Here is a 26,753-nt window from a genome sequence, read left to right on the forward strand (position 1 = left end):
ATATTAAGGATATACAGATTTTGTGCAACCTTTTTATGTCAAAAAAGACAATTAATTTAATACAAAAGCCTTTTTGTTCACATAACAAACAAAAATACCTTTTTTAGAGTGTTTTTTAATCAAATCAAAACAAAAAAGCCTCGCTACAATTAAGTAACAAGGCTTTTTTCACAACTACCTTACTGAAACTAAGGCATTGCGGTTACGATAAGAAATTATTGAGCGCTTTGCGCTTGCAGATCTTCAAGTTGAATTTGAAGCTCTCGAAATTTAGCACCTAACATGGCTTCTTTTTCTGCAGGAGTAGAGGCTGCATTTAGGTCAACACTAGAGTCAACCTCTGCACCCATGCTTTCCAACTGAGCAGCAATAGCATCAACACGAGATTGCGCCTCAGCTAAAGCATTGTCATTTGCGAAAGCCGCTGTAGAGATTGCAGTAGCAGCCAAAAAAGTTAACGCTGATTTAGTAAATACATTCATAATTTTTCTCCATTCGCTAATTAAATTTCATTTTCAATAAAAAGGTCTTTATTGAGAACGATTGCGTTCCCACGAGAGAAATAATAGCAATAGATTTCCATTAAAAAAGCACCTGAAAGCCGCTTCCCCGTTTGATTCAGAATGAAAGCAATAAACTCTCGTTCGAAGACCTAAAGTAAAAATAGGTAAAGAGAAACTGACGAAATTAGAAGAATCCAGACACTTTATTTAGTAATTATGACGTCAAATACAGCACTCTGAAAAACACATACTTTTTAAGGTCCAATTTTTGGAGAGATAACAGGAATAGAATGACTAACAACCATTCTTTCAGTTGTGATATCGACTTTATAGGCAAGCACCTCAACACCTTTTTCCAGCACTTCAGCAAAAGCCAAGGCATATTTTTCATCTATATGGACAGCTGGAGAAACAGAACCGATCCCCGAATGACTCACACAGAAAAACAAAACCGCCCTATGCCCTTCTTCAACCATTTTTGCGAGTTCATACAAATGCTTACGCCCTCTATCAGTTACTGCATCAGGGAAATAGCCATTTCCATCCTCTTCTAATAAAGTGACATTTTTCACTTCAACATAGCATTTTTGACCTTCACTTCCAGTTAACAACCAATCAATACGGCTCTTTTCACCATATTTTACTTCGGCCTTTTGCTCTGCATAACCAGCAAGTTCAGACACAACACCATTCGCAATAGCCTCACCAACCAACTTATTTGGCAAACCTGTATTAATACAAGCTAGATGCTCGCCATCAACTTCAACTAATTCCCAGGTATAGCCCAACTTTCGTTTCGGGTTATCACTTTTAGAAAGCCACACACAAGCATTATCTTGCTGACAACGTTTCATCGAACCTGTATTCGGGCAATGAGCAACCACCACCTCACCACTAGGCAATTCAACATCAGACAAAAAACGCTTATAACGCTTAATTAAACGTCCTTCTATTAATGAGGTAGAAAAATCCAAAACGCAACTCCAACATTTTTTCTATATAGAACAAAAAAGCGGCTCTCTTTGGTAACAAAAGAAGCCGCTCTTTATATTCTTAAACTAAGTAGTTAATCCGTGGAAATTATTCCCACTCAATCGTTGCTGGCGGCTTAGACGAAACATCATAAGCCACACGAGAAATATGTTCGATTTCATTAATGATGCGGCCAGAAACCGTTTCCAACAATTCATATGGAAGGTGCGCCCAACGAGCCGTCATGAAATCAATTGTTTCCACTGCTCGAAGAGAGACTACATATTCATAGCGACGACCATCACCAACCACACCAACAGATTTCACTGGCAAGAACACAACGAAAGCTTGGCTTGTTTTCTCATACCAGCCAGAACGACGTAGCTCTTCAATGAAAATAGCATCTGCACGACGAAGAATATCTGCATACTCTTTTTTTACTTCGCCTAAGATACGAACACCTAATCCAGGCCCAGGGAACGGATGACGATAAACCATGTCATACGGAAGACCAAGTGCAAGACCAAGTTTACGAACTTCATCTTTAAAAAGTTCACGAAGCGGCTCAACCAACTCCATCTTCATATCCTCAGGCAAGCCACCCACATTGTGGTGAGACTTAATAACGTGCGCTTTACCCGTTTTAGATGCGGCCGATTCAATGACATCAGGGTAAATTGTACCCTGTGCAAGGAAGTCGATACCGTCTAATTTAGAAGACTCTTCATCGAAGATTTCGATAAATGTATTACCGATGATTTTACGCTTCTTCTCTGGATCAGCTTCACCAGCCAACTTGCCAAGGAACAAGTCTTCCGCATCAACACGAATCACTTTCACGCCCATGTTGTCTGCAAACATTTTCATCACTTGGTCGCCTTCGTTTAAACGAAGTAAACCGTTATCAACGAAAACACACGTCAACTGACTACCAATTGCTTTATGCAATAAAGCCGCTACAACAGAAGAGTCGACACCGCCAGACAAGGCCAGCAGAACTTGCTTATCGCCCACTTGCTCACGCATTCTTTCGATTGCATCTTCAGCAATGTTAGCTGGTGTCCATAAAGTGTCACACTCACAAATATCCACTACGAAACGAGACAGAATTTTCCCACCTTGTTTCGTATGAGTCACTTCAGGGTGGAATTGAACGCCGTAAAACTTTTTAACTTCATTCGACATCGCAGCAATTGGACAGCTTTCCGTAGACGCCATCAAAGAGAAGTCAGCTGGCATTGCAGATACTTTATCACCGTGACTCATCCAAACATCTAATGCAGCAACACCATTGTTCGCTACATGATCTTGAACACCTTCTAATAAAGAAGAGCCTTCGTACTTACGGATTTGAGCATAACCAAATTCACGCAACTCAGAACCTTGAACTTTACCGCCCAATTGTTCTGCCATTGTTTGCATGCCGTAACAGATACCGAAAACAGGCACGCCCAAAGTAAATACAGCTTCTGGAGCACGAGGAGAACCCGGTTCAGGAACAGACTCAGGACCGCCAGCTAAGATGATACCTTTAGGAGCGAAATCAATAACCTCCTGATCTTCCATATCAAAAGCACGAACTTCACAGTAAACACCAATTTCACGAACACGACGCGCAATCAGCTGAGTGTACTGGGAGCCAAAATCAAGAATTAGAATTTTATGAGCGTGGATATCTTGCGACATTGTTAGCCATTCCTTTCACTCTATTCCAAAGAACATCGCCCTTTAAAATAGAAGTAATTAATCAATAGATAGTAAGAGCAAAAAATAAAGATGGGGCGTGTTATACGCCCCATCCAAATATTAAATTATCAAGCGATTAACCCACGTGATAATTTGGTGCCTCTTTCGTAATAGTCACATCATGAACATGACTCTCACGCATACCAGCACCGGTAATTTGAGAGAACTGAGTTTTCGTACGCATCGTCTCAATATCAGCTGAGCCAGTGTAACCCATAGAAGAGCGCACACCACCCATCAACTGATGAACAACCGCAACCATTGGTCCTTTCGAGGGTACACGACCTTCAATGCCTTCAGGAACAAGCTTCTCAACACTGCTTGAGTCTTGGAAATAGCGATCACTTGAACCTTGAGACTGAGACATAGCTCCAAGCGAGCCCATGCCGCGATACGCTTTAAATGAACGACCTTGGAACAAAACTACTTCACCAGGCGCTTCATCTGTACCAGCAAGCAAACCACCGACCATGATCACACTCGCACCTGCCGCAATGGCTTTACTGATATCACCAGAGAAACGCACGCCGCCATCAGCAATAACTGGAATGCCGCGAGGGTTCATTGCTTCAGCAACATTGGCAACCGCACTGATTTGAGGAACACCCACACCAGCAACAATACGAGTAGTACAGATAGAACCCGGACCAATGCCCACTTTCACACCGTCTGCACCTGCATCAGCAAGCGCAATCGCAGCTTCAGCAGTTGCAATATTGCCACCGATAACTTGAATATGAGGGAAGTTTTCTTTCACCCAGCGAACGCGATCAATCACGCCTTTCGAGTGTCCGTGAGCGGTATCAACCACAACCACGTCAACGCCCGCTTCAGACAAGGCTTTCACTCGTTCTTCAGTGTCTGCGCCAGTGCCAACTGCAGCGCCAACACGCAAACGGCCCTCTTCGTCTTTACACGCATTTGGGAAAGTCGTGGCTTTATTAAAGTCCGTAACCGTTACCATGCCACGCAATTCGAATTGCTCATTCACAATCAACACTTTTTCAATGCGATTTTCATGCAGCAATTTGCGGATGGAACCAGAAGACGCGCCTTCAAGAGCCGTTACAAGGCGATCTTTTGGCGTCATAATATCAGACACTTTTTTATCGAAATCTTTTACAAAGCGAACATCACGACTGGTCACTATACCAACGAGATCTTCACCTTTCACAACAGGCACACTTGAGATACTGTTTGCTGACGTCAACACCATTAATTCATTAATAGATGCATCAGGGTCGATTGTTACAAGATCACGAACAATACCACTTTCGTATCTTTTCACACGGCGCACTTCATTCGCCTGCTCTTCAACGGTCAAGTTTTTGTGCACAATGCCTATGCCGCCTTCTTGAGCCAAAGCAATCGCCATGCGATGTTCAGTAACTGTGTCCATTGCAGAAGACGTAAGCGGAATATTCAACTCGATGTCTTTCGTGATTTTGGTTTTGAGGCTAACATCCTTAGGAAGAACTTCGGAATAGCCGGGGATAAGCAATACGTCATCAAACGTTAGAGCTTCTTGCACGATTCGTAACATAATAGAGGGGTTTCCAATGCCAACAGGGTGTTAAGATGGCAAGTAATTCTACTCCTATAGTTGCCTTCGGTAAATCAAAACAACGAGAGATTAATGAATAATTTTACATCTTCTGTTCAACAGGAAACGGCTTTCAGTGTTTCGCAACTAAATAAACAAATCCAACAGCTACTTGAAGCCAGTTTTCCATGGATTTTAGTTGAAGGTGAAATATCGAATTTAGCCAAGCCTGGATCAGGTCATTGGTACTTTTCTCTTAAAGACGACAAAGCACAAATTCGCTGCGCCATGTTCAAAGGCAAAAACCGAACAGTACGTTTTCAACCCAAAGATGGCGATAAAGTAAGATTACGCGCAAAAGTCACTTTCTATGGGCCTCGTGGTGACTGCCAGCTCAGTGTAGAAAGTATGGAATCGGCTGGAGAAGGCGCGCTTCAGCAAGCGTTTGACCGCTTAAAAAACAGTTTGCAGCTAGAAGGCTTATTTGATGCCTCCCATAAAAAGCCACTGCCAACAAAGCCAGAGCGTGTTGCCATTATCACCTCCCCCGTTGGCGCTGCCGTACGAGACATGATCATTGCCTTTCGCCGTCGCTTCCCTTTAACAGAGCTGACAATCCTACCGTCATTAGTGCAAGGCCAAGATGCTGCAAAAAACATCTTAAAACAACTGCAACGAGCGGATGACAGCAGTCATTTCGACGCAATTATTCTTGGTCGCGGCGGCGGCTCACTGGAAGATTTATGGAGTTTCAACGACGAAGCATTAGCCAGAGCGGTTTTTCATGCTCAAACGCCAATTGTTTCTGCTGTAGGACACGAAACCGACTTTACCATTACAGACTTTGTCGCAGACGTTCGCGCCGCAACCCCAACAGCGGCTGCCGAACTATTGAGCCCAGATCGAAATCAGCTGGTTCGACAAATTGAGCAACAGGAAAAACAACTCACTCGACGCATCTCTCGCATTCTTGAACAATGTCAACAGCAGCTCGACTTCACAACAAAACGCATTCGCCACCCAAAAGAACGCATTGAGCAACAACAAAACCAGCTCAACCAATTAATACATCGTCTACAGCAAAACATTCAGCGCAAAGTGTCAGAGCAGCATATTCAGACAAACAACCTCTGCCATCGACTTGAAAGAAACAGCCCAGCTCGTCGTATTAGCCAAGAAAGACAAGCGCTCAACAATATAGACACAAGACTGGCGCACGCTCTGCGTAATAATCTAACCAACCAACAAACGGCTTTTGCTCGCATCATTGATAAACTCAACCTCGTCAGCCCACTCAATACTTTGTCTCGTGGCTACGCAATCGCCTCGAAAGACAAACAAGTGATTCGTTCTATTGAAGAAGTAGAAAAAGGTGATGCATTAACCGTACGAGTTCAGGATGGTGAAATATTATGCGCAGTCAGTGAAGGGAGAAAGATCCAACCAAGATAAACAATACTTTTATGTCAAATTAAAATACTTAAGCATCACTACAATATATAAACTCAAGCTTTTATTGAATATAAAAACCAAGGCTTTTATATTCCGAGTTACAAGGTAAAAGTGATATTTACTTTTTCCATTTTGTTTATCAAACACAAAGTGATCACCAAGGTTGGTTTATATGGCATTAAAACTCTCCACTAAAATAGTACTTTGCTTCTCTTGCATCGGCCTATTATTCATAGGATCTTCTTGGCTAAATTATGAGAGCCGACGGGAAGTCATTAGCGGATTAAATACCATTAATGAATCCTCTACCCCTATTGTAAAACTGTCTTCCAATGTCACAGATTCAGTGACCAGCGCTGAAATCCTATTACTAAAACTGCTCAACACAACAACTCCCACTGAACATTCAGAGCTACTAAGTCATATCGACCAAAACAAAAGCAAAGCATTGACAACTTTAGCAGAACTTAAAGCCGCTGCTAGTGGAGTGGATAGCAGCCTACAAGATGAAATACTCCCAAACATCGATTCACTGGATCTTGCGATGACTCATATGTTTGAGCTGACTGAAAAAATAGAAAAGCATCAGCATTCTTTTATCGATCTAAGCATGCAAGCAAAATCCATTTCCGATAAATTAACTCAATTAAGAGATGAAGTACTGCCTTTATTAGCCAACATCCTTCTTCAAGTTGAAAAAGACAATGTTATTTCCGTCATCAATGAAACTAACGCATCTATTTCGTCAGGTATGTTAGTTATCGAAGAGTTGGTCAACACAAGAAATATAAATGAATTAAAAAGCAATCGAGAACATTTTGTCGACTGGCAAAACATGCATTCCAATTTATTACCTAAATTGATTTTCTCCTCTAATGAAGATTACTTTAAGAACTTTGTCTCTGAATTATCCCTATTAACGCTTTCTATTCTTGATGCCGTAGAAGGTGATACAGGCCTCATCGCCATTCAAAACGAGCGATTGGCTCTAGCAGAACAATCACGTATAGACACTTTAGAGCTAGAAACAAAAATACAAGAAGTAAAAATAGCTACTCAAGGCTTACTGGATACCGCGTTTCGAATTAACACCAACCTTTCCGTTTCTTTAGGTGAGGATGCTGTCAATCAAAACCGCAACAGCGTTATGATAGGCATAGTCATCCTAAGCATGATTTTAATCCTTTCTATCTGGATTAGCCGTTTCTTGAAAACCTCTATCAGACAATTAATGAAAGAGCTGAACGATCTTTCTCAAGGCTATTTAAACCGTGTGCAAGCGACTAATAAAACAGATGAATTTGGTGAGTTAAATCGCTACATGGTGATGGTCATAAATAACCTCAGACAAACCGTCTTAAACATTGATGACTCTTCTCAATTTGTTGAAAAATCTGTCTCCAGTGTTGTGGACAGTTCCCAAAGCACCTTGGAGATAGTTCAGCAACAAAAATCTGAAATCGACTTAGTTTCAGCTGCACTGGTAGAAATGACAGCCACAGCCAATGAAGTAGCCACTCATACAGAGAAAACTCACAGAGAAGTGTTGTCTGCAGCCGAACTCGCAAAAGAAGGCCGAACTTGTGTGCAAGCCAGCTATCAAAGTATTGAGAAAATTTCAGAGCAAACAGGTCAAGCAATAAAAGTCATTGAAAATCTAGACTCCTCAGTGACCAGTATCGAAGACATTATCAGTGCCATCACAGACATCGCAGACCAAACCAATCTACTCGCGCTAAACGCGGCAATCGAAGCCGCAAGAGCCGGAGAACAAGGTCGAGGCTTTGCTGTCGTCGCAGATGAAGTGCGTACGCTCGCCACCAAAACACAAGAATCCACACTGGAAATACAGGAAAAAATATCCTCCATGGTGATAGATTCCAAACGCGCAGTTAACGTGATAAACCAAAGCGAAGAAAAAGTCGCCCTGAGTCTAGAACAGGCAAGAATCTCAGACGGCACCATTGCCAAATTCGAAGAAAAAATGAGCGAAGTTCGCGAACTCAGTTACCTAATTGCTACAGCCGCAGAGGAACAAGCTCAAACCACAGCAGAACTAGAAGGTAATCTAACCCGAATTTCAAATCTAACCGATGAAACAAACCAAAAAGCAGAATCCGCTAAAGACGTTGCCGTGTCTCAAGTTAAGGTCGTCAATTCTTTAAAAGAAAATGTCTCTAAATTCGTTATTGATGAGGTCTAATTCAGCATGATTAAAATACTAAAGAACACACAGACCTTAATAAACACATCAATTTTAGCTGGCACTTTTTCTGCTATCGCCTTGTCGGCTACCAGCGCCCACGCGGTCGAGCTAAACATCGCCACGGTGAATAATGGTCACATGATTGAAATGCAGAAACTCAGCAACGAATTTGAAACGTTACATCCAGACATTCAATTAAAATGGCACGTTTATAATGAAGGCAGTTTACGCATGCGAGCCATTGCCGACATTGCTTCTGGTGGTGGACGTTACGACGTATTGACCATTGGTATGTATGAAGCGCCTATTTGGGCAAAACACGGATGGTTAAAGCCTCTTAATTTTAGTTCATCCTATGATGTAGACGACCTTCTGCCTTCTGTCAGAGAAGGTTTATCTTATGAAGGTGAGTTATACGCAGCGCCCTTCTATGGCGAAAGCTCCATGTTGATGTATAGAGAAGACTTACTCAGCAAAGCCAATCTCTCATTCGACAGTCGCCCTAGTTGGGATCAAGTCTACAACGCAGCACAAAAAATGCACGACCCAGAAAATGATATCTATGGTATTTGCCTACGAGGAAAGCCAGGCTGGGGAGATAACATGGCCTTAATATCCACCATGGTAAACAGCTTTGGTGGTCAATGGTTCGACATGAACTGGACTCCTCAAATAGACAGCTCAGCTTGGCAAAAAGCCGTCAGTTTTTATATAGATCTTCTATCAAACTACGGTCCGCCAAACTCAGAGAAAAACAGCTTCAATGAAATTTTATCGCTATCCCGTGAAGGCAAATGCGCAATGTGGATTGATGCCTCCGTTGCCGCTTCGTTTATAACCAATCAAAACGAAAGCCAATACGCCAATAATTGGAAATTTGCCCAATCGCCTTATCAAGAAACCAGCTTAGGTGCGAATTGGTTATGGGCTTGGTCTTTGGCCATCCCGCAAAATACCAAAAAACTGGAAGCAGCAGAAACCTTCATTAGTTGGGCAACCTCAAAAGATTACATAGGTTTGATAGCAAAGAAAAATGGTTGGAAAAACATTCCAACAGGCACTCGAACATCCACCTATCAAGAGCAGAGCTTCCTGTCTGTTGCGGGTGTTTTTGCCAATGCAGAATTAGAAGCCTTACGAACAGCCACGCCAGATAACAGCACGTTATCTGCGTCGCCCTATTCTGGAATTCAGTTCGTCCCTATTCCAGAGTTTGTTCCTATTGCCGGTAATACAGGGCAAAAAATAGCGGAAGTATTGGAAGGCAATATGTCAGTACAAGAAGCCTTATCAAGCGCACAAAAAACCGCTGTGAGAGAAATGAAACGAGCAGAACATTAACTCAGCTTTATCTCTTTATGGCATTTAATAAAAAGCACGCGTCATGCGTGCTTTTTTTGTACTCTCGCGGCAAGACTCTAACTGGCGTTTTTTAAATGCTCAATAAAAGCAACAATGTGTGCAGGAAGCACTCGGTCTTTCATCGTCACCAAATCAATTCCGGCTGAAATGGATTTGGAATCAGGCAGTATTTCGACAACCTCTTTGCTGGCCAGCTCCTTTTCCACCAGCACTCTGGGCAAATTCGCGATGCCAAGCCCAGCCATCACAAAATCTTTAACTAGGCGATCGTCATTCGCAGCAACGGAGGCGCTCTTCACCTCCAAGCGTTTTACCAACTTTTTATCGTTCTTTCCTAACCAAGTTTTCATGGACGGACAATCCATCTGGTAATCAATAATATCGAGATCCACTACTTGCTTAAAATCGGTAATCTCATCGTGCTCCGCAATAAATTGACGACTCGCCACAGTGACAAACGCTTCTGAGCGAAAGGGATAAACCTCTAACAAACGGTTGTCTGAAGAAAACACCACTATTCCAATGTCCGTTTTACCATTCACCACACCATTTACCGTCGTTGCATCGTCTTGCAATTCAATCTCAATATTGACTTGTGGGTGCGCTTTTTTAAATGCATCAATGACAGGAACAAGCAGCAAGGTCGCCAGTTCCATCGTACAAGCAACCGACAAAGTACCAAACAAACTCCCAGAGTCCCGCTTCACCTTAATCATCTCTTCTTCAAGGGCTGAGAGATGCTTATCTGCGGTCACCAGCAGCTCTCTTCCCTCTGGCGTCAGATAGATTTTTCGATTGGCCCTTTTAAACAGAACAATTCCTAACTCTTCTTCAAGCTTTTTAATTTGATGAGAGACTGCTTGCTGAGTTAAATACAAACGACTCGCCGCTTTGGTCACACTTTCATATTTTGCCACCTGAACGAAAGTCGCCAGATTATTTAAATGACGCATTAGCCTCTTAACCCCTTATTCCATCACTTCATATAAAAACAACTTAACACAAATTAAATTTCAAAAAAGTCAAAAAATCACTGTTTTTTATTTGTTAATCAATCCTTCACACTCTCCATATCTTCATCAAATGACACGCGATTTAACACAGAGAGGAACACCATGAAAAAGCCCGTCACACACATAGCAATTGGATTACTCTTTAGCGCTATGGCAACACAAGCGGCCGCGCTTGATATTGAAATAGACCCAACCGCTTATCTCCTAAATGGCCATTCGGTACACTTTGGATTTGGTGGCGACAACTTCCGTCTTGATATAGGTGCATTTGGGCTGGAAGCGCCGGAAGCCTTTCATGGAGATGAAAACTATGACCTAGAATTCGAAGGCGTTGGCATCAAACTGGATTATTTGTTCGGCAATTACGCGGGATGGTTCGTTGGCGTTGAAGCTAACTCAAACGATGTCACTTACACTCGAAAGTCCACCAAGGAAACCGTCACCCGAAAGCAAGTCTCATTAGGGCCAAGGTTTGGTTATCGCATCATGTACACGCAAAATATAACCATCACGCCATGGTTAGGCATCGACTTGAACCTTGAACATGACGATGTGATATTGGATGGTGAACGCGCGGACAGTGAAGCCGTTACCTTCTTCCCAGCGGTTCACCTTGGTTGGAAGTTTTAAATGATGATTAGCAGAAACCTCAAAGGCATGTTGCGCCTTGAAGCTGTGGCGATATTGATTTTATCCAGTATCACCTACTTTCAATACAACCCAGATTGGCGGCTTTTCGCCCTTTTATTTTTACTGCCTGACTTGGCAATATTAGGATATCTAGCCAGCAATAAAACAGGCGCGATCTTGTACAACATCACTCATTCATTAATCGGCCCAGCTGTGTGCTTTGGCATCAGTTGGTTAGTGCTCAAGAGTGAACTGGGCATTTCTATTGGCCTGATTTGGCTCGCACACGTTGGCTTTGACCGCACCTTAGGTTATGGACTCAAATACGCTATCGGCTTTAAACACACGCACTTGGGAATCATTGGCAAATAAGTTTTTCTGCATGTCGCATGATCGGTTGAAAACTCTATTTGGTTGATAGAAGAAACAAAATAAGCGTGTATTCGTCACTCAACGAATAACAACGCGACAAAGTATCGATAAGATCACCTTCTCAATCGATGCTCTTTTTACAAACCGCTTTCTGACGTCTATTTCTAGACGAAACAGAAAGCGGTTTTTTTATGTTTAAAACGTTCTACTTCAAATTCTCGATATTAGTGATAATTAATATCGTATAATCAGCCAAAACGTAAATAGTCTCATTCCCATTAAAGGCAAATATAGACAGTAAGGGTGTTATGAATTCTTATACAGCAATAAAAGATGTAGATCACAAAATAGATATTCTTGACCACGTAAATCAAGATCACCCTAACGAAGTCTTAGCAATCGTAAAAAGCAAATATTCAGATGAAGAGATTATATCTGCGAAGCTGTTTGATATTTTTGAAGAAGGTATTTTGATTCATACACAAGCACGCTCTAAAGACTCGACTAACGAAATGTTTATTCCCTTTGAAATAGAAGGGTCATTAGAAGATCAGATACTCTATTTAGCTTATGCGGCTAGTGTAAAACAAGGTGTGGAAATTGGTCGTTCAAGCAAGCACTTTTTTGAAATCACGGGCAAACAAGCGATCACCAAAAACATCATTCGTTTAACCGTCAGCAGTCTAACTCCTTTACCTGAATATTACGCCGGTCATGCCTATGCATTTTTATTAAAAGCCTTTAAACACCAACCTAAAAACACTTCTTCAAAGAAACCTGAAAAACACTGGCGTAAAAAAGTCACTGAACACTTTATGATTTGGTTGATGAAGCACATTTCCAGTAAAAACCGTCAAAGACTACTTAAAGGTGCGAATAAAGATGTACGTCCCTACACGTTGCGAAAAGCATGGAAAAGTACTGATAATTCCTCTTTTTCTGATTTAGGTTACATCGACATTTATACTCATAACGACACATTAGGCAGCTTATGGGCAAAAAGCTTAACAGTCGGTGACACCATCATGAGTAAATCTGAATCAAAAGATAATCACCAACACCTTGAAGACGGCCAAGCGTTATTAATTGCAGATGAAACCGCCTATCCAGCCATAGCAGGAATTCTAGAGCATTGGCAAAATCCTCTTCCTCCTCATGTCATCCTAATTAGTAATAAGGAAGCGGAACAGGAATACGCCAAGTTGATAAAGTTCCCTGAAAGAACGGTTGTTCACCGGGTTATTTGTGCAACCGAAAATCAAGCAAATGAAGCACTTTCTATTATCAAACAGTTAGAAAACATAGACACGGTCTGGGGCGCATTAGAAGGTGATGCAGCGAAAACGATCAGATATTATTTAAGGAATGAACGAAATATTATTGGCAAAAAAAATCACACAAGAGCCTATTGGAAAATCAAATCTAACCGTCAATAGCTTTCATTTAAAGATATTTCTCCCTTTCTAAAAAGCATCTTTATAAATGATTTAAAGGTGCTTTTTATTTGCTATCAAAAAGTGCATATATCATTACCGAATTGTAAGTTTTTTAGACTTTTTTGTTTACAATTGAAATGATAATCGATATCGTTCGCAATATTTTTCTGCTCAGAGTTAAGTTTTGCCTTCTTTTCCATTTTTAGTACATCACTTTAGTGAGGATATCATGATAAAAAAAGCCGTTTTATGTACCAAATTAACGCCTATTGCCTTTGCGTTAATGACTGCCTACTCAGTAAATGCAGCCGAGGTGTTAGACACTGTTGTGGTGACTAGTGGCAGTGTTGAAACGGCGATTTCAGATGTTGCCGCAACTATGTGGGTGGTGGATCAAGATCAAATTGAGCGTGAAATAAATACTGGCGCAGATCTAAAAGTGGCTCTAGGTAGATTGATTCCTGGCTATGACTTTGGTGGGGAAAGTAGAACTAACTATGGCCAAAATATGCGAGGCCGCTCAGCATTAGTCATGATTGATGGCGTTTCACTAAACTCTACACGAGGCATAAGTCGTCAACTAGACAGTATTTCTCCATTGAATATCGCAAGAGTAGAAGTCCTTTCTGGTGCGACATCTATTTACGGCGCAGGCGCTTCTGGCGGCATCATTAATATCATTACGAAAAAAGCGACTTCAGAAGAAACGACTACTGAGCTTGCAATAGGCGCATCAACTGGAATGAATGGTAGTGATAACTTCACAAAAAATATTGGCGTTGCCGTCTCTGGCGGGAACGAAAAGCTTAGTGGGCGCTTATCTGTTTCCTATGAAAGTACAGGGGCAAGTTACGATGCAAATGGTGACATGATATTGCCAGACGTCACACAAACCGATCTTCAGTTTAATGACACTATTGATATCATGGCTAATGGAGAATACCAACCAGATGATAAACAATTACTGTCTGTTACAGCCCAATATTATAAAAGTCAGCAAGATACTGAATACACACCTTACCTTGGCGTCTATTTAGCAAATGCTGTTGGCAGTTCAGATATCACTATTAGTGATGAACTAGACTTAGAAGAGCAGCCAAGCACTGAACGCCTAATGTTAAATGCACAATATAGTAATAAAGAAGTGCTCGATCATTCTCTGCTGGCTCAAGTCTATTTTCGTAGTGAAGAAATGCAGTTCTTTCCTTTTCCAAGCGTCGATCCATATAATTCAAATGGGTATGGTTATTTATACGGCGCATCTGTTCAAAAAACAGAAGCAATGGGTGCAAAAGTATTACTTAGTAAACAAATGGATGACATTGAGATCAATTATGGTATTGATTCTGAAATAGAGACGTTCACAGCCGATTGGTTGGTGTATGACATAGCATCTGCTTTAGCGTCTGGTGGTGTAATATTCAACCAAACAGATACTGTTGAGCGATATCCGGACGTTGATACACAAAAGATTGGTGCTTTCACACAAGCAAACTGGGAGGCTACTGACAATTTAAAGGTCTCTGGTGGTTTGCGATATCAGTATATAAAACATGGTATTGGTGATTATATCGGTATCTCACAACAATTAATTTATGGTGATTCAGCCGACACAATAGAAGGTGGGACAACTCAATATAGTGAGTTTCTAGCAAATATTGGTGCCATTTATACCATTAACAAAGGCCAACAGCTTTGGGCAAACCTCAGCCAAGGTTTTGAGATTCCAGACCCTGCGAAATATTACGGTAATGGAACGTACAGTGATTCTAGTTTGGTCAGTAGTATCAATATTGAAGATAATGAGCTAGAAGGTGTAAAAACCAACTCTCTTGAATTTGGTTGGCGTTTAAACAAACCAAAATATGACGTGCAAGTTGCAGCCTACTATTCGTTATCGGATAAAACAACATCTTACGATAGCACAACGTATGCAATTGTAGTGAATGACGATGAAAAACGCATTTATGGCATTGAAGGTCAAACAACTTACCGATTCAATAATGAATGGTATGCGGGTTTACAGGCGCATTTAATCAAGAGTGAAACAAAATCTAATGGCAGCTGGTCTGACTTAGAAGCAGAAACAGCTAGCCCTTCCAATGCATCTGTTCGAGCTGGCTATGATAATTTTGATTATGGTGCTGAATTACAATTACAGACCTTGGCTGATTATCACGAAGAAAACGATGAAACTATAAATGGCTATTCATTAGTACACTTTAGCTCTTATTACACTTTACCTTTAGGTAAAGTAAGCTTCGGTATTCAAAACCTGCTAAACGAAGACTATTACACACTTTGGTCACAACGAGCTCAGATTCTTTATGCTGGTTACAACGAAAATCTATTTTCTTATAAAGGCGCTGGCAGAACGTACACTGTAAGCTACAACGCTGAATTTTAGGAGATAGTACTTGTTTCAATTCAAGAACCTTTCCCTTCAAATTGGAGGGAATGAGATTTTGCGTAATATGACAGGAGACATTTCTGAGGGTTCAATCACCGCGTTGATTGGCCCTAATGGCTCAGGGAAGAGCAGCCTATTGTCTTTGTTATGTGGATTAACGGCACCGACAAAAGGCGAGGTATTACTACGTGATAAATCGCTTTCATCCATAAAGCGCCATGATCTAGCAAAACAGTTAGCATTATTACCTCAGAGCAACCCTGTTCCTGCGACATTAACGGTTTCGGATTTAGTAACCTTTGGTCGTCATCCTCATCGCCCTTGGTATAAAAAAGTGGCTAAAGAAGACAAGGAAGTGATTGATTGGGCTATGCAGGAAACAGGTATCACACCTTATGCGAATCGATTATTAACGGATTTATCTGGTGGTGAACTACAACGAACTTGGCTTGCTATGGTTCTGGCTCAAGACACCGACATTCTCATGTTGGATGAACCGACATCTTGGTTGGATATTTCGCATCAATTGAGCTTATTGAAAATCGTTCGTCGCTTAAACCAAGAGTACAATAAAACCATTGTTTGGGTGCTGCACGACTTGAACCAAGCTCGCCAATTTAGCGACCGAGCGATTCTAATTAATCAAGGCGAAATTGTTGCTCAAGGTAACGTTATGGATGTCATCAATGCAAAAGACATCAGTGATGTTTATCAAACACCTGTCAAAATGCATGCATTAGAAGAACTGCAAATTTTGTGGCCAGAGGAACAAGTATGAAACGTTATGCCTTGTGGCTAACGCTATTATTGTGTTTTTTAAGTAGTCATTCTTTTTCTGCGACACCAACATCTATCTGCCTTAGCACCTGTGTTGAATTGCCTAAGCCAGCACTAAGAGTCGTTGCCCTCAATTGGTCTGTCGCTGAAATGCTGTTAACGCTGGATATTGTCCCTGTCGGAGTGACACAAGGAAATGGCTATCGAAAATGGCAAACCAATTATCCCGTTTTACCTGAATCTGTTACAGAAATTGGTAGCCGCCAAGAGCCCAGTCTTGCGGCGATTGCAAAGCTCAACCCCGATTTAATTATTGGTTATGAGTTTCGCCATCGTAAAATCTTAAATTCGTTGCAAAGTATTGCACCAACACTGTTATACCGACAGTTTCCCGATGCTTCTCAAACGAGTTTTAGATATTTTGAGCAGTCTCAAAAAGTATTTTTAGGCGTAGCAAAAGCGGTTAATGAAACAGAAAAAGCGCAATCTATTATTAGATCTTTGTCTCAAAGACTCGCAGAACTAAAACAACAACTATCTGATGCAGGCTTAGCAAACACAAAAGTAACCTTTGGAAAGTTTGTTGGGATGGGATATGGCTTGCGAATTTTCACAAAGATCAGTCTTGCCGGGTCGATCATTGATGAACTTGGATTAGAGTATACGTGGCAAGACGGTTTACCAGGCAAAGACTTCACTCACTTACAACTCGAACAATTACCTGCACTTAATAACAGCCACCTTTTTTTAGCAGGCAATCAAGTAGATGGAGAGCGTATGATGCACTCTCCCGTTTGGCCATTATTGCCTTTCGTACAAAACAATAACTCATCAGATGTTCCTCCGCTGTTTAGTTTCGGCGGCCCTTTATCGGCACTAAAAATGGCCGAAGCGTTTAGCCAGTCACTCTTAACATGGCAGGAAAACTCACATGATTAAATCGCTTTCCATCAGCGGAGTGATATTGCTTTCTCTACTTTGTGGATACTTGTTTTTCCCTCCAGTAATTAGTAATGCCTCTTTAGCCACTGCCATGTTCGATAACGTTTGGCTACCTACCGCACTTATTGCCTTATTAACGGGGGCATTACTCGGCAGCTCAGGTTTATTGATTCAAACAACATTAGACAATGATTTTGCTTCACCTTCGACCTTAGGCATCGCGGCTGGCGCCTTACTCGGCGCAGTATTGATTAGAATACTCGTTCCTGCAGCAAGTTTAAATTTGATTTGGGCTGGCGCATTAATTGGCTCGATTTTGTTGTCTCTCGCTGTACTCGGTGTTAGCCAACTCATTGGTGGCGGAAAGCTTCCTATTGTATTAATCGGCATGGCGTTAGGGTTAAGTGCTGGCGCGCTGTCTTCTTTATTGATCATCTATTTTGAGAATCAAATGGATGGTTTGTTTTTATGGGGAAGCGGGCAAGTATTACAAACCAGTACATCTACGCTGAATCAAACGCTTATCCCCATTATTATTAGCTTAATGTTGACCGTATTTATGCTTCCTAAGTTGGCACTTTTTCTACTTGGTGACACGCATGCGGCAAGCCTAGGTTTGTCTGTAAAGCCTTGGCGTTGGGCGGTTTTATTACTTGCTTTAATTCAAGCGGCATTAGCGACCTCTATTGTTGGAATGATAGGTTTTGTCGGTTTGATGGCGCCACACATGACACGCTTGTTGCTTAGCAAATGTCATATTGGTGGCCGTAATATGTTGCTCCAATGGGTTTTAACCTTGCTGATAGGAGCCATGTTAGTCTTAGTTGCAGAGTGGTGTTCGAGGAGTCTGCTATTTCTTGGTTATCGCTTACCGACTGGTGCTTTTACTGCTTTACTTGGCGCACCTTATTTTGTGTACCTTTTGTTCCAACGTTCTGGCCGGGTTTTAGCTGCAACGGAACGACAAAGCCTTACGTTAAAACCTTTACTGCATGTCTCACCGTCTACAATTTTGATTGGCTTGTTTCTCTTGTTATTGATCACGCTCTATATTTGCTTAGAGCCTTTTAGTAACACCGGCGCGACTTGGATTAATCAAAGAGTGTTATTAGCCGGATTAGGTGGAATAGGATTAGCGTGTGCAGGTACTTTGTTGCAAACGCTGTTCAAAAATCCAATGGCCAGCCCTGATATTTCTGGTGTAAGTGCGTTTGCTATTTTTATCATTGCTTGTGTATTGGTTATCTCTCCTGCCGCGAATCATTTGATGCTGGTTATCGCCGCGTTAACAGGTGCGGGCATAGTCATTGGCCTGCTATCGTGGGGATTAAAACAGCAGTTGAGCGTTTCTCAGCTTGCCTTGTTTGGTATTGTGATTACCGCTTTTTCTGGCACGGCAACGCAAATACTTCTGACCTTTGGGACCTCAACCGCTTCGGTGACTATGATGTGGTTAGCGGGTACAACTTATGGTGCTTCGATAGATAGAATTATGCCGTTATCTATGGCATTGATTTTAGCCGGTGTGGTGATTGCTCCGTATTTGAGAAACCTTGATTTAATGCCATTGGGTGAAATATTGCCACGTACATTAGGTGTATCACTTAAAGGTCAGCGTATCATTTTATTAATCGTTGCCGCATCACTGACAGCTATTTGTGTATCCAGTATTGGCTCGATCAGTTTCATTGGCTTGCTTGCTCCACACTGTGCTCGTTTGCTTGGCTTGTATCGACATGTTCATTTGCTTCCAGCATCCGCCATGACAGGCGCTATATTATTGATTTACGCCGATAATTTAGGGCGCAATATCATGTCGCCAAATGAGATTCCTGCGGGCTTAATGGTGTCTGTAATTGGCAGCCTTTATTTTCTCTTACTGCTCTTTATTGCTTATCGTAAAAAAGCATAATCTGGTCAGCAATTCGGCTTAGCTGTTGAATAATTTGCTGTAAAGAAACAAAACACGTTCGCGCCAGCGCGAGAAGTCGCTGAACCTTGTTTTGGTTTCTTTTTTAAATGAGTAGGCAATTGTAAAACGCTTTCATAAAGCGTAATTTAAATACTATCTTTTAAAGGAATAACACGGATAAAACAGAAAAGGAGGTTGCTATGGACGGTAATCAATGAAGTGGAAATCCGTGATCGCTGGTTCAGTGATTACAACTTCCTGCTATTGTCACCTTTACCACTCCTAAGTTTGGTCGCTGCCTTCTTTCTATGGAAAGAGTTGAGTGCCCATAAACCACATCAAGATCACAGCAGAGAAAGCCGTCCTTTTTGGTGTGCTTCCGCGCTCTTCTTGTTAGGTTTTGCAGGCTTGGTTGTAGGGCTGCTCCCTTACCTGATTCCAAGACAATTAACCTTTATGGACGCCGCCTCGCCAGATTCTAGCTTGCTCTTCTTGCTACCGGGGGTGTGTATTTTCGTTCCGCTAATTTGCGCCTATACCATTTGGGGTTATCGCGTATTTGCAGGCAAAGTCGAAGATTATCAGGAGGGTTACTAATCATGCTTCAGTTTATTAAGGCTAAAACCGCTCGCCTCAAATCTTGGCAATGGTTCTTGTTGCTGTATTTAGGTGGGACTCTTACGTTAATCTCCATCTCCTATGGCATTAAATTATTCATCGCTGGAATACAAATTTAAAGGATGAAACAGAGTGTTATACAGTAACATTTTATGAGAAAATGGACTTTCTACGTTTTACAATCATTTAAACCTTCCATGGTATACATTCAAGGAAACCAATTTATGTCCTTACTTTCTAGGATCGCGCTTACAGCCTGCATCGCTATTGCCTCAATCATGCCGGCAGTTGCAAAAGATAACAGCCTATCAATCGCCATTACATTCGGCCCCAAATCTGAAGTGCCAGACCCTCGCGCTGGATACAATGGCTGGCTGTCGAACCAAGTGGGTGTCACAGAGACCCTTATGGGAATTGATTATGATATGAACCTCTACCCACGCGTTGCTAAAAGCATCGAGCAAGTTAGCCCAACAACATGGAAGGTCGTGGTTCGTGAAGGCGTTACGTTTCATGATGGTTCAGCCGTGACAGCGGATAAAATTGTAGAAGGCATTGCCGCTATTTCTAAAGAAGGCCATGCAGGGCATAACGCCCGTGTTGCTAAACTGCTTGATTTAGCGAACCTGTCTGCTCAAGATAAAAAGACAATTCTCTTTGAAACCAATAGCCCAAATGCGGCTTTCCCTTGGACGTTATCTGAGCCAGCTATTGCGGTACTTGGCCCAGTATCAGACGCTTTCCCAATCAATGCGACTGGCCCTTATGTCTTTAAAGAAGCCATTCCAGAGCAACTTTATCGCGCTGAAGCAAATGCCAACTATCGCCTTGGCACACCAGGCTTTGAAGAGGTCAAAGTGGTTGTCTCTGCTGACCCTGCTTCTGCCGCATTGGCTTTTGAAGCAGGCGAAGTCGATATGGTAGTCAATTACCCTGAAGCCGATTTCCAACGCATTCAAGAAACAGGCGCGCTTGGTTTTGCGGCTCCTACAGCACGACTTTACTTCTACACAATCAACGCTTCTAGCGGCCCAATGGCAAACCCTTTAATTCGCCGTGCTGTTTCTCTTGCCATAGATCGTCAAGGTATTGTCGATGCGGCACTTTCTGGTGTCGGTGGTGTACCAGCTGGCACAATTTACCCGGCTAACAAAGGTTGGGCGGCGGACATCCCAGCGACTTATGACCCACAACAAGCCGAAACGTTATTAGCAAAAGCAGGTGCGATTAAAAAAGGCGGCATTTGGACTTTAGATGGTGAGCCGTTGGAAATAGACATCGTGACTTACTCTTCTCGTGCGGCATTATCGCCTTCGGCTGCATTGACTCAAGCTTTCCTTCAAGCTATCGGCATCAAGGCGAATGTTCGTGTTGGTGAATATGGCGCAAGCAATGATATTATGGCGGCAGGAAAAGCCGACATGTTCCTACAAGCTTGGGTAACAACGCCACAGGGCGATCCGGGTGCTGTATTGGAAACCTTACTGAAATCAGATGGCGGTTCAAACACAGGCCGTTATAGCAATGCCACATTGGATTCATTGCTTGCTAAAGGCCGTACCACTTTTGATCATGATGCTCGTAAAGTCATTTATGACAAAATACAAAACATCATTGCCACTGATGCGGCGCTCATTCCACTTTTCCATGTAGCACAAACAAATGTCGCAAAATCCGGTTTAGAAGGCTATCAAGTGCACCCAACAGAAACCTACTGGCTCACTCACAAGACAAAATTCTCGAAATGATATTGTCTGTATCCGACCTAAGCGCTGTGCGCTCGGGTCGGACTATCCTACACCCAACATCTCTTGAGATAAGGCTTGGTGATCGCATCGGGCTTGTTGGCGCGTCTGGTTCTGGAAAGTCCACTTTCGGCCATGCCTTGATAGACAATTTAAGAGCACAAAACATTCCTGTGGCTCACGTACCACAAACGCCGGATCAAGCACTTGATCCATTGCGCAGTATGGATTTTCATTGGCGTGAAACCGAAACGGCTCTAGGTTTGTCGCATGATGCAGAGCGCCAAACACGGCTTTTTCAGGCTCTTAATATTGAAGATGGTGATTTACGGAAACGCCCTTGGGGGTGGAGTCGTGGCATGCAACAAAGGTTTGTTATTGCGCTGGCATTAATCCACTCGCCAGCCTTATTGATCATGGACGAACCAACTTCGGCACTGGATCCAATTGTTGCAGCGCGAACCATGACACTACTGGAAAACTACCTATCTACTCGCAATACCGCAATGTTATTAATTACTCATGATCTTGGTCTTGCCGCGCAACAAGTGGACAGATTATTAGTGATGGACGAAGGAAGAATTGTAGAAGATGCTCCAACTCAAGATGTGCTAAACAATCCTCAATCTCAAGTGGCTCAATCTCTTTGCACTCACCGAAATTGGCTCACTTTGCCACGCTAACTATCCTAGAACGACTATGCTAACACTCAATCACATCTCTGCCAGTTATAAGAAAACACCGGTGCTTAAGGACATTTCTCTGACACTATCAGCGGGTCAAACCCTTGCTGTTGTCGGTGAAAGTGGCGCGGGGAAATCCACGCTTATTGCCGTTATTCTAGGGCTCGTTAAAGCAGATAATGGCGAGGTGTCATGGTCAAATTCCCCTGTGAAAGATTGCTTGCCATCATTGGTCATGCAAGAGCCTTTATCGGCATTCAACCCTATTCTGCCTTTACGGCAATCCGTCATGGAACCTTTAAAGGCACAAAACAAAACCATCACTGAAGCACGATTGGCGCAATTGTGTGAACGCTTAGAACTTCCATTAGCCTTGTTAGACAGAAAACCAAATCAAGTGTCTATTGGACAAGCACAAAGAGCAGGGATTTTACGCGCTTTAATGGCTGAGCCACCACTTATTTTATTTGATGAGCCGTTGTCGGCATTGGACGCGGTGTCTCAGAAAAAAACCGCTCAGTTGATTGCTGACTTACAACAAGAGCAAGGATTTTCGGCCCTCATCGTCACTCATGATTTAGGTTATGCCGCCGCTTTCAGCGATTATATTGCGGTATTACGTAAAGGACATATTGAGGAAATTACCTCAACGACTGAATTCATCAAAAAACCTCAGTCTGATTATGGTCATGAATTGCGAGCGGCGGCTTTTAGCCTAGGTTCTTTAGGTTACAGCAACTTAGAAGCCAAAAGGGAGAACTCAAAATGACACGCCGCATTCTCGGTCTTTTAGCACGTGCTTTTGTTGTTCTATCTGGCACCGCATTCGCTACTTTCACACTACTTTGGTATGCGCCTGGAGATCCTGCACATGCCATCGCCATGGCTAGATTTGACGCTATTGTCTCAACCGACATCGTTGATATAGTTCGTGCTGAAGCTGGCCTTGATGTCGACTTTTGGCCTGCTTTTATCAATTGGCTAACGCCTCTATTACAAGGCGATTTTGGTTACTCATCCGTTACAGGCAGAGCCATCTGGCCAGATTTATTGTCTGCTATTTCCTATACCGCTCCACTCGCCCTAGTCGGGTTAGTCATCGGCCTGATGTTGGCCATTCCACTGGCTATCTTTGCCACTCGTTATCCAGAAAGTTGGCTAGACCGAACAGCAGTAGCCATTGCATCACTTGGCGTAGCGATTCCGGCTTATTGGCTAGGGCTGCTTTTGATTCTGCTATTTTCAGTCAAGCTGGCTTGGTTACCTGCCATCGGAGCACGCACTGCAAGCCATATGATTCTGCCGGCGTTGACATTAGGTTGTGGCGTTGCTGCGGCACTCATGCGAATTATCCGCTCAGGTATTTTAGAAGCGAAATGTCAGCCATTTATACCCGCGCTACAAAGACGCAGTATTTCTCAATCTCGTATTGCTCGCAGTCATGTTGCTCTGCATGCCGCTATCCCAGTGATTACTGTGTTTGGTTTAGAATTGGCTTTTTTATTAGAGGGCACCGTGATTGTTGAAGTTATTTTTGGTCGCCCCGGTGTAGGTCGTTTCTTAGTGAAAGCGATTGAAGCTCGTGACTTTCCTAAAGTTCAAGCGGTGGTTGTTCTCACCGCTTTACTCTTTGTCACAATTAATCTTCTCATCGACATTATTTATAAGCTCATTGAGCCTCGTATCGGAGATAACAATGCGTAGTGTGGCCCTGCTTGTTTTTGTGCTTTTCCTGCTTTCTGTGATTGGCCCTTTGCTAGCACCGTATGACCCAACGGCCATTCACATTGCCGAACGCTTGAGCTCACCAAGCAGTAAATGGTTATTGGGAACTGATGCTCTTGGCCGAGATATACTATCTCGGTTGCTTCATGGCACACGCTGGTCATTAGGGTTAGCCTTTGTTATTTCATTAATTGGCCTGTTGGTTGGCACTTTCATTGGACTCATGGCGGCACTTGGCAACAAAACCCTAGATTGGGCCATTATGCGTGTTACTGATTCTTTTTTGGCCTTCCCTGAGCTGATTGCGGCTGTGGTTATTGCAGGCCTATTAGGTGGCGGTATTAATAGCCTAATATTGGCATTAAGCCTTACAAGTTGGATGCGCTATGCACGAGTGGCTCGAGGCATTGGGTTGTCACTACAAACTCGTGGGTATGTGGTGCAAGCAAGACTTGCCGGGGTATCTTTACTCAGTCTTGCCCGATGGCACTATTTGCCGTCTCTCTTACCTTCTCTTGTTGTGGTGTGGACGAGTATGTTCGCGCGTGCGATTTTAGGTATTTCCGCTTTAGGTTTTCTAGGTTTTGGTGTACAACCACCTAGCCCTGAATGGGGAACCATGTTGCTGGACGCAAGAATACACATGCGTGCTGCCCCACTCCAAATGATATGGCCTGGAATAACGGTTGTGATCTGCGTCTTGGTTATTAACCTTGCTGGAGATGCTCTAAGAGATGCGCTTGCTAAAAAGGGAAATGAATGAATACGGCTAAAAAAAGTACGAGCAAAACAGACACAACGACTAATATTTTAGATCGGTCAACATTAGGGATTAATTTACGCATACTATCTGGCCTATTGGCGGCAGGTATGTTCATTTGCATCAAGGCTGCCAGCGATGAAGTGCCTTTAGGAGAAGTGGTATTTTTCCGTTCTTTCTTCGCCATTCTACCACTGATTATTTTCTTATGGCTGCGAAAAGAGTTTCCAAGCGGATTAGCAACCAAACGCCCTCTTGATCACCTTTTACGCGCGTCTTTAGGCACACTGGCCATGTTCTGTGCTTTTGCCGCATTGGCTCGTTTAAATGTTGCAGAAGCGATCCTTATCGCACAGCTTTCTCCCTTATTAACCGCCATTGCTGCTATCTTACTTTTATCAGAAAGGTTAACGATTTTTCGCATTGGTGGCATTGCTCTTGGTTTTTCCGGTGTGGTGACCTTAGTCTGGCCTGAATTAGGTGGTGATGGAGAAAATGAAAATCGCCTCTTTGGCGTCATCTTTGGCCTTGTATCTGCGGTTCTTTCTTCGTTAGCTTTGATAATGGTACGCCGCTTGAATCAGACCGAAAGCCCAGGCGCCATAGCACTCTACTTTGTTCTAGCTTCTATGGTTGGTGGCTTGCTGACGCTCCCTTGGGGTTGGGTTATGCCAGAAGGAATGACTTTATTGTATTTAATTTCTGCTGGGGTATTTGGTGGTTTTGCACATATCGCCATGACATTGTCTTTTCGCTATGCAGAAGCATCACGACTTGCGCCTTTTGAATATTTGGCACTTTTTTGGCCTTTGTTAGCGGATTTATTCATTTTCCATTTATCCATTTCTGCAACGTTCCTTATCTCAGCGCCTCTTGTTTTAGCTGGAGCAGCTCTAGCCTCGGCCGAAAGAAAAAAGCGATCGAAAATAAAAAGAATCTAATCTGTCTGCTTTATTTTTCGTGAATGTGTACATAGGTTTTTTATAAAAAACCACTTAAAGTAAATACTTAATCTTTATTCGCTTCTAAGGTTCCCCATGACTCCAAAAGATATGTTACTCGGCCTCGCTATCATTTTCGTGTGGGGCTTTAACTTTGTAGTCATTCGCTGGGGGCTTGATGAGTTAACACCTATGATGTTGGGTGGCTTACGCTTCGTTGGGATCGCTGCTATTGGGTCATTCTTTTTCTCTTTCCCCAAAACCCCATTAAAATGGGTAATCCTTTATGCATTAACACTTAATTTTGGGCAGTTTGCGCTTCTCTTCCTCGCTATGGAATTTGGTATGCCAGCTGGATTGGCTTCTTTGGTCTTACAATCACAAGCGATTTTCACCTTATTATTTGCCACACTGTTCTTAAAAGAGTGCGTTCGTCCTTACCAATTATTATCAATTGGTGTTGCAGCAATTGGGCTTGCGATTATTGGTTTAAATAACGCGAACACAACCATGACGGCATTAGGCTTTGCGATTACCTTAGCAGCAGCAGCAAGCTGGGGATTAGGTAATATAGTCACCAAAACGATCAGTAAAAAAGGCTACGATTCAAATGTAAATCTCGTTGTTTGGGCAAGCTGGATACCACCTATTCCATTCTTTTTAGGCGCTTATTTCATTGATGGCGCGGATGTTATGTGGAGCAACCTTATCCACATAAACTGGAAAGCCATAGCAACTTTATTTTACTTGTCTGTTGCTGCGTCAATCATAGGTTATGGCTTATGGAACTATTTAATGTCGCGATATTCTGCTGGCACTGTTGCCCCTTTAACACTGGGAGTCCCCGTTGTCGGGCTAACATCAGCCGCTTTAATTTTGAATGAAGAAATCAGCTCGTTTCAATGGCTAGGCATTGCTTTGGTATTAACTGGGTTGGTCATGAACACACTAGGTGGACGCTGGTTAGCTCGCAGAGACAACCAAAAAGCTAGTAAAGAACAATAA

General features: G+C 42.6%; 24 protein-coding genes. 19 read left to right on the forward strand and 5 right to left on the reverse strand.

Features of this window, described 5'->3' with window-relative positions:
- Nucleotides 1-215: 215 nt before the first annotated feature.
- From ABFY09_RS14090 to guaB, 4 genes are all read right to left on the reverse strand, one after another.
- Complete coding sequence (locus ABFY09_RS14090) at nucleotides 216-482, reverse strand: hypothetical protein (protein WP_347984913.1); 267 nt, start codon at nucleotides 480-482, stop codon at nucleotides 216-218.
- Between the two features lie 275 nt (nucleotides 483-757).
- Nucleotides 758-1,477 (reverse strand): DNA/RNA nuclease SfsA, encoded by a 720-nt coding sequence (gene sfsA, locus ABFY09_RS14095; RefSeq protein WP_347984914.1) that lies wholly within the window; start codon nucleotides 1,475-1,477, stop codon nucleotides 758-760.
- Between the two features lie 106 nt (nucleotides 1,478-1,583).
- Nucleotides 1,584-3,161 (reverse strand): glutamine-hydrolyzing GMP synthase, encoded by a 1,578-nt coding sequence (guaA, locus tag ABFY09_RS14100; RefSeq protein ID WP_347984915.1) that lies wholly within the window; start codon nucleotides 3,159-3,161, stop codon nucleotides 1,584-1,586.
- 136 nt (nucleotides 3,162-3,297) lie between these two features.
- Nucleotides 3,298-4,764 carry an IMP dehydrogenase gene (gene guaB / locus ABFY09_RS14105; protein WP_347984916.1) on the reverse strand — a complete coding sequence of 489 codons (1,467 nt, stop codon included), beginning with the start codon at nucleotides 4,762-4,764 and terminating at the stop codon, nucleotides 3,298-3,300.
- Between the two features lie 93 nt (nucleotides 4,765-4,857).
- Between guaB and xseA the strand changes: the two genes are divergently transcribed.
- The 3 genes from xseA (at nucleotide 4,858) to ABFY09_RS14120 (ending at nucleotide 9,763) form a co-directional block, all read left to right on the forward strand.
- The gene (xseA, locus tag ABFY09_RS14110) at nucleotides 4,858-6,216 is read left to right on the forward strand and encodes an exodeoxyribonuclease VII large subunit (RefSeq protein ID WP_347984917.1); all 1,359 of its coding nucleotides are present in this window, start codon (nucleotides 4,858-4,860) and stop codon (nucleotides 6,214-6,216) included.
- Nucleotides 6,217-6,388: 172 nt separating this feature from the next.
- Nucleotides 6,389-8,419 carry a methyl-accepting chemotaxis protein gene (locus ABFY09_RS14115; RefSeq protein WP_347984918.1) on the forward strand — a complete coding sequence of 677 codons (2,031 nt, stop codon included), beginning with the start codon at nucleotides 6,389-6,391 and terminating at the stop codon, nucleotides 8,417-8,419.
- A gap of 6 nt (nucleotides 8,420-8,425) precedes the next feature.
- Nucleotides 8,426-9,763, forward strand: coding sequence for a sugar ABC transporter substrate-binding protein (locus ABFY09_RS14120; protein WP_347984919.1), 1,338 nt, complete (start codon nucleotides 8,426-8,428; stop codon nucleotides 9,761-9,763).
- Nucleotides 9,764-9,840: 77 nt separating this feature from the next.
- Here ABFY09_RS14120 and ABFY09_RS14125 read toward each other — a convergent pair whose 3' ends face one another.
- On the reverse strand, nucleotides 9,841-10,737 hold the full coding sequence (locus ABFY09_RS14125; protein ID WP_347984920.1) for a LysR family transcriptional regulator: 897 nt from the start codon (nucleotides 10,735-10,737) through the stop codon (nucleotides 9,841-9,843).
- A 162-nt stretch (nucleotides 10,738-10,899) separates the two neighbouring features.
- On the opposite strand from ABFY09_RS14125, the gene ABFY09_RS14130 reads away from it, so the two are divergent.
- The 16 genes from ABFY09_RS14130 to ABFY09_RS14205 all read left to right on the forward strand — a co-directional run bounded on the left by ABFY09_RS14130 (nucleotide 10,900) and on the right by ABFY09_RS14205 (nucleotide 26,753).
- A complete protein-coding gene (locus ABFY09_RS14130) occupies nucleotides 10,900-11,427 on the forward strand; it encodes a hypothetical protein (protein ID WP_347984921.1) in 528 nt (175 codons plus the stop codon).
- Complete coding sequence (locus ABFY09_RS14135) at nucleotides 11,428-11,799, forward strand: DUF4260 domain-containing protein (RefSeq protein ID WP_347984922.1); 372 nt, start codon at nucleotides 11,428-11,430, stop codon at nucleotides 11,797-11,799.
- Nucleotides 11,800-12,107: 308 nt separating this feature from the next.
- Nucleotides 12,108-13,235: a siderophore-interacting protein gene (locus tag ABFY09_RS14140; RefSeq protein WP_347984923.1), complete on the forward strand. Its 1,128-nt coding sequence runs from the start codon at nucleotides 12,108-12,110 to the stop codon at nucleotides 13,233-13,235.
- Nucleotides 13,236-13,464: 229 nt separating this feature from the next.
- Complete coding sequence (locus ABFY09_RS14145; RefSeq protein ID WP_347984924.1) at nucleotides 13,465-15,642, forward strand: TonB-dependent receptor; 2,178 nt, start codon at nucleotides 13,465-13,467, stop codon at nucleotides 15,640-15,642.
- A gap of 10 nt (nucleotides 15,643-15,652) precedes the next feature.
- Nucleotides 15,653-16,423 (forward strand): ABC transporter ATP-binding protein, encoded by a 771-nt coding sequence (locus ABFY09_RS14150; protein ID WP_347984925.1) that lies wholly within the window; start codon nucleotides 15,653-15,655, stop codon nucleotides 16,421-16,423.
- Nucleotides 16,420-17,361, forward strand: coding sequence for an iron-siderophore ABC transporter substrate-binding protein (locus tag ABFY09_RS14155; RefSeq protein WP_347984926.1), 942 nt, complete (start codon nucleotides 16,420-16,422; stop codon nucleotides 17,359-17,361). Before ABFY09_RS14150 ends, ABFY09_RS14155 begins: the two co-directional genes overlap by 4 nt.
- The gene (locus ABFY09_RS14160) at nucleotides 17,354-19,276 is read left to right on the forward strand and encodes an iron ABC transporter permease (RefSeq protein ID WP_347984927.1); all 1,923 of its coding nucleotides are present in this window, start codon (nucleotides 17,354-17,356) and stop codon (nucleotides 19,274-19,276) included. Before ABFY09_RS14155 ends, ABFY09_RS14160 begins: the two co-directional genes overlap by 8 nt.
- Nucleotides 19,277-19,471: 195 nt before the next feature.
- On the forward strand, nucleotides 19,472-19,873 hold the full coding sequence (locus tag ABFY09_RS14165) for a cytochrome d ubiquinol oxidase subunit II (RefSeq protein ID WP_347984928.1): 402 nt from the start codon (nucleotides 19,472-19,474) through the stop codon (nucleotides 19,871-19,873).
- Between the two features lie 2 nt (nucleotides 19,874-19,875).
- Nucleotides 19,876-20,013 (forward strand): hypothetical protein, encoded by a 138-nt coding sequence (locus tag ABFY09_RS14170; RefSeq protein ID WP_347984929.1) that lies wholly within the window; start codon nucleotides 19,876-19,878, stop codon nucleotides 20,011-20,013.
- 105 nt (nucleotides 20,014-20,118) lie between these two features.
- Nucleotides 20,119-21,642: an ABC transporter substrate-binding protein gene (locus ABFY09_RS14175; protein ID WP_347984930.1), complete on the forward strand. Its 1,524-nt coding sequence runs from the start codon at nucleotides 20,119-20,121 to the stop codon at nucleotides 21,640-21,642.
- Nucleotides 21,639-22,322 (forward strand): ATP-binding cassette domain-containing protein, encoded by a 684-nt coding sequence (locus ABFY09_RS14180; RefSeq protein WP_347984931.1) that lies wholly within the window; start codon nucleotides 21,639-21,641, stop codon nucleotides 22,320-22,322. Before ABFY09_RS14175 ends, ABFY09_RS14180 begins: the two co-directional genes overlap by 4 nt.
- A 16-nt stretch (nucleotides 22,323-22,338) precedes the next feature.
- The gene (locus ABFY09_RS14185; protein WP_347984932.1) at nucleotides 22,339-23,091 is read left to right on the forward strand and encodes a dipeptide/oligopeptide/nickel ABC transporter ATP-binding protein; all 753 of its coding nucleotides are present in this window, start codon (nucleotides 22,339-22,341) and stop codon (nucleotides 23,089-23,091) included.
- A complete protein-coding gene (locus ABFY09_RS14190) occupies nucleotides 23,088-24,026 on the forward strand; it encodes an ABC transporter permease (protein WP_347984933.1) in 939 nt (312 codons plus the stop codon). Before ABFY09_RS14185 ends, ABFY09_RS14190 begins: the two co-directional genes overlap by 4 nt.
- On the forward strand, nucleotides 24,019-24,810 hold the full coding sequence (locus tag ABFY09_RS14195; RefSeq protein ID WP_347984934.1) for an ABC transporter permease: 792 nt from the start codon (nucleotides 24,019-24,021) through the stop codon (nucleotides 24,808-24,810). Before ABFY09_RS14190 ends, ABFY09_RS14195 begins: the two co-directional genes overlap by 8 nt.
- Nucleotides 24,807-25,748, forward strand: a complete 942-nt coding sequence (locus ABFY09_RS14200) for a DMT family transporter (protein ID WP_347984935.1) — start codon at nucleotides 24,807-24,809, stop codon at nucleotides 25,746-25,748. Before ABFY09_RS14195 ends, ABFY09_RS14200 begins: the two co-directional genes overlap by 4 nt.
- Nucleotides 25,749-25,844: 96 nt before the next feature.
- Nucleotides 25,845-26,753, forward strand: a complete 909-nt coding sequence (locus ABFY09_RS14205; RefSeq protein ID WP_347984936.1) for an EamA family transporter — start codon at nucleotides 25,845-25,847, stop codon at nucleotides 26,751-26,753.

The organism is Marinomonas sp. 5E14-1, assembly GCF_039939215.1.
Taxonomy (GTDB): Bacteria; Pseudomonadota; Gammaproteobacteria; order Pseudomonadales; family Marinomonadaceae; genus Marinomonas.